At 71.4% G+C, this 5,074-nt stretch carries 2 protein-coding genes; both read left to right on the plus strand.

Annotated elements, in window-relative coordinates; all coding sequences use genetic code 11:
- The coding region (locus AOK03_RS36350) for an SDR family NAD(P)-dependent oxidoreductase (RefSeq protein WP_157869175.1) at nucleotides 1-3,372 on the plus strand (3,372 nt) is incomplete at its 5' end.
- A 49-nt stretch (nucleotides 3,373-3,421) separates the two neighbouring features.
- The coding region (locus AOK03_RS36355) for a type I polyketide synthase (protein WP_208609668.1) at nucleotides 3,422-5,074 on the plus strand (1,653 nt) is incomplete at its 3' end.

The following is a 5,074-nucleotide window of genomic DNA, read 5'->3' on the forward strand; positions in this document are numbered from 1 at the left end:
GAGGACTTCTACGCGCGGGCCGCGGAGGACGGATACGGGTACGGTCCGGCTTTCCAGGGGCTGCAGGCAGTGTGGCGGCACGGTCAGGATCTGCTGGCCGAGGTGGCACTGCCCGAGGCCGCCGGTACGCACGACGGCTACGGCATCCACCCCGCCCTCCTCGACGCCACCCTCCACCCGCTCCTCGCCTCGCGCTTCGAGGAAGCCTCCGGGGACGACCAGCTCTACGTGCCGTTCGCGTGGACCGGGGTGTCCCTGCGGGCCGTGGGCGCCACGACGGTACGTGTGCGCCTCCGTCCGGTCGGGGACAGCGCCGACCACGGGGTGAGCGTGACGGTCACTGACGCGACCGGCGGACTCGTCCTGAGCGCCGACGCCCTGCAGACCCGCCCTGTGAAGCCGGGCCAACTCGCCGCTGCCCAACGACGCGACGTACGAGGCCTGTTCGCGGTGGAGTGGGCGCCGCTTCCGGCTCCGCAGGCCGGTGTGGCCGATGGTGGCGGTTGGGTTGCGCTCGCGGATGGTGTCGGCCTGGCCGATGTGGTGTCGGCGGTGGGTGATGAGGTGCCGTGGGCGGTGCTCGCGCCTGTCGTGGGTTGTGCGGGTGACGGTCTGCCGGTGGCTGAGCGGGTGCTGTCGTTGGTGCAGGAGTTCCTGGCGGCGTCCGAGTTGGTCGAGTCCCGTCTCCTTGTGGTGACGCGTGGGGCGGTGGCCACCGCCGGTGACAGTGATGGTGACGTGGATGCGTCGGCGGCTGCGGTGTGGGGTCTGGTGCGCAGTGCGCAGTCGGAGAACCCGGGCCGCTTCGTCCTGCTCGACGTCGACGAGGACCTCAATGCGGTCGGCGGCGGTGACATGCTGCCGCAGTCCCTCCTGCGCCAGGCCGTCGAAGACCTGGACGAACCCCAACTCGCCCTCCGCGAGGGGCAGGTATACGTCCCCCGCCTCACCCCGGCGCACCGTTCCGCCGACATCGTCGCGCCGACCGGCGAGGCGGCCTGGCGACTGCGGACGGTCAACGACGGGTCGTTGGACGACCTGGCGGCCGTGGCCTGCCCGGAGGTGCTCGAACCCCTTGCGTCCGGACAGGTCCGCCTCTCGGTGCACGCTGCGGGGATCAACTTCCGTGACGTCCTGGTCGCGCTGGGCATGGTTCCCGCATACGGAGCCATGGGCGGCGAGGGTGCCGGTGTCGTGACGGAGGTCGGCCCCGACGTCACGCACCTGTCCGTCGGCGACCAGGTGATGGGCGTCTTCGAGGGCGCGTACGGCCCGGTGGTGATCGCCGATGCGAGGATGGTCGCGCGGATCCCGCAGGGCTGGGACATGCGGGAGGCGGCCGGTATGCCGGCGGCCTTCCTCACCGCCTGGTACGGGCTGGTGGAGCTGGCCGGGTTGAAGGCGGGCGAGCGGGTGTTGATCCATGCCGCCACCGGTGGTGTGGGAATGGCGGCCGTCCAGATCGCCCGGCATCTGGGCGCCGAGGTCTTCGCGACCGCGAGCCCGGCCAAGCATGCAGTGCTGGAAGAGATGGGGATCGACACCGCCCACCGTGCGTCCTCCCGGGACCTCGACTTCGAGGATGCGTTCCGGCAGGCCGCCGACGGCCGAGGCGTGGACGTCGTGCTGAACAGCCTGGCGGGCGAGTTCATCGATGCGTCCCTGCGGTTGCTGGGGGAGGGCGGCCGGTTCCTGGAGATGGGCAAGACCGACGTACGCACTCCTGAAGAGGTGGGTGCGGAGTACCCGGGCGTTACGTACACCGTGTACGACCTGGTCGCCGACGCCGGGCCCGAACGCATCGCCCTGATGCTGGACCAGCTCGGCGAGTTGTTCGCCTCAGATCGGCTTAAGGCACTCCCGGTACGTTCCTGGCCGCTGGGCAAGGCGCAGGAGGCGTTCCGGTTCATGAGTCAGGCGAAGCACACCGGCAAGCTGGTGCTGGAGATCCCGCCTGCCCTCGACCCCGAGGGCACGGTGCTGATCTCCGGTGGCACCGGTGCGTTGGGGCAGGTCGTGGCCGAGCACCTGGTGCGGGAGTGGGGTGTGCGGCGTCTGCTGCTGGCCAGCCGCCGCGGACCCGATGCGCCTGGAAGTCGCGAACTCGCCGAACGACTGGCGGGGTTGGGTGCCGAGGTCGCAGTCGTCGCGGCTGATGTCGGTGATCCGGCTTCGGTGGCGGAGTTGGTCGGGAAGACGGATCCGTCGCATCCGCTGACCGGTGTGATCCACGCGGCCGGTGTCCTGGACGACGCCGTCGTCACCGCGCAGACCCCCGAGAGCCTGGCGCGGGTGTGGGCGGCCAAGGCGGCTGCCGCGGCGAACCTTGATGAGGCGACGCGCGGGATGCGTCTGGGGTTGTTCGTGGTGTTCTCCTCGGCGGCCGCGACGCTCGGCAGTCCGGGGCAGGCCAACTATGCGGCGGCCAATGCCTATTGCGACGCGTTGATGCAGCACCGCCGGGCCCTGGGCCAGGCAGGTCTGTCGGTCGGCTGGGGCCTGTGGGAAGCCACCAACGACAAGGGAGACGCCACTACAGGCGCCGAGACCGGAACCGCCACCGGGGCCAGGACGGGCGGGATGACGGTCGGGCTCAGCAACACCGACATCGCCCGAATGGCACGCATCGGCGTCAAGGGCATGAGCAACGCCCACGGCCTCGCCCTGCTCGACGCCGCGCACCAGCACGGCCGCCCCCACCTGGTGGGATTCAACCTCGACCTGCGCACCCTGGCCACGCACCCCGTCGGCACCAGGCCTGCCCTGCTGCGCGGCCTTGCCGCCACCGCCGCGGGAGGGGCGAACAGGCCCACCGCTGTCGCGACGGCGGGCGGACAGCCCGCCGACCTGGCGGGCCGACTCGCCGCCCTGCCGCCGTCCGACCGCCACCACACGCTGGTGCGACTCATCAGGGAGCAGGCCGCCACCGTCCTGGGGCACCACACGGACAGCCTCACACCGGGCAGCACCTTCAAGGAGCTCGGCTTCGACTCCCTCACGGCGGTCGAACTGCGCAACAGACTGTCCGCCGCCACCGGCCTCCGGCTGCCCTCCGGTCTCGTCTTCGACCACCCGGACGCCGACATCCTCGCCGAGTACCTCGGTGCGCAGCTCGCCCCCGACGGCGACTCGCCCGCCGGGCAGGATGCCACCGACCCGCTCCTGCGCGACCTCGCGAATCTCGAGAACGCCCTGTCCTCCGCCCTCGTCGAACACCTCGACGCCGACGCGGTCACGTCCCGACTGGAGTCGCTCCTGTCGAAGTGGAAGGCGGCCAGTGCGGTGCCCGGCTCGGGCAGTACGAAGGAGCAGCTCCAGGTTGCCACGACCGACCAGGTCCTCGACTTCATCGACAAAGAACTGGGTGTGTGAACCGACCGTGCACGGCGCGACAACCACGCTGAAGGCTGGGTGAACTCTCATGGCGAGTGAAGAGGAACTGGTCGACTACCTCAAGCGGGTCGCCGCCGAGCTGCACGACACCCGGCAGCGGCTGCGCGAGGTGGAGGGCCGTCGTCAGGAGCCGGTGGCCGTCGTCGGCATGGCCTGTCGTTTCCCCGGCGGCATCGAGACCCCAGAAGGCCTGTGGGACCTCGTCGCCGCCGGTGACGACGCCATCGAACCCTTCCCCGCCGACCGCGGCTGGGACCTGGAGGGGATCTACCACCCGGACCCCGACCACCCGGGTACCTGCTACGTCCGAGAAGGCGGCTTCCTCACCGCCGCCGACCGGTTCGACTCCGACTTCTTCGGCTTCAGCCCGCGCGAGGCGCTGGCCAGCAGCCCGCAACTGCGGCTGCTCCTGGAAACGTCCTGGGAGGCCCTCGAACGGGCGGGCATCGACCCCGCCTCGCTCAAGGGCAGCGCCACCGGTGTCTACGTCGGCGCCGCGACCACCGGCAACCAGACCCAGGGTGACGCCGGAGGCAAGGCGACGGAGGGGTACGCGGGGACCGCGCCCAGCGTCCTGTCGGGCCGGGTCTCCTTCACGCTCGGCCTGGAGGGCCCGGCGGTGACGGTCGAGACCGCGTGCTCGTCCTCGCTGGTGGCGATGCACCTCGCGGCCAACGCCCTGCGCCAGGGCGAGTGCGAGCTGGCCCTGGCGGGCGGCGTCACCATCATGTCCACCCCCGAGGTGTTCACCGGCTTCTCGCGCCAGCGCGGCCTGGCCCCCAACGGCCGCTGCAAGCCGTTCGCCGCCGCGGCCGACGGCACGGGCTGGGGAGAGGGCGCGGGACTGATCCTGCTGGAGCGTCTCTCCGACGCCCGTCGCAACGGCCACAACATCCTTGCCGTGCTCCGCGGCTCGGCCATCAACCAGGACGGCGCCAGCAACGGCTTCACCGCCCCCAACGGCCCCTCGCAGCGCCGCGTCATCCGCCAGGCACTCGCCGGCGCCCACCTCTCCACGTCGGAGATCGACGTGGTCGAGGCGCACGGAACCGGCACGAGGCTCGGCGACCCCATCGAGGCCGAGGCGCTCATCGCCACGTACGGCAAGGAGCGCGAGGACGACCGCCCGTTGTGGCTCGGGTCGGTCAAGTCCAACATCGGCCACACGCAGGCCGCGGCCGGTGTCGCGGGCGTCATCAAAATGGTGATGGCCCTGCAGCGCGAACTGCTGCCCGCCACCTTGAACGTCGACGAGCCGACCCCGCACGTCCAGTGGGACGGCGGAGGGGTACGTCTTCTCACCGAGCCGGTCCCGTGGTCGCGCGGCGACCGCCCGCGCCGGGCCGGTGTCTCCTCCTTCGGCATCTCTGGCACGAACGCCCACGTGATCCTTGAGGAAGCGCCCGAGGACCCGCCCGAGGAAGCGGCGGACGAGACACCCGACGCGGTACCGGACGGGGTGCTCGGTGGGGTGGTGCCGTGGGTGGTCTCGGGACGCTCGGAGGATGCACTGCGCGAACAGGCCCGAAGGCTGGGCGAGTTCGTGGCGGGTGACACGGAGGCACTCCCGACGGAGGTCGGCTGGTCGCTGGCCACGGGGCGCTCGACTCTCGAACACCGGGCCGTGGTCGTGGGAGCCGACCGCGCTGCGCTGACCGAGGGTCTTGAGGCGTTGGCTGCG

It is taken from the genome of Streptomyces atriruber (assembly GCF_001418325.1).
Taxonomy (GTDB): domain Bacteria; phylum Actinomycetota; class Actinomycetes; order Streptomycetales; family Streptomycetaceae; genus Streptomyces; species Streptomyces atriruber.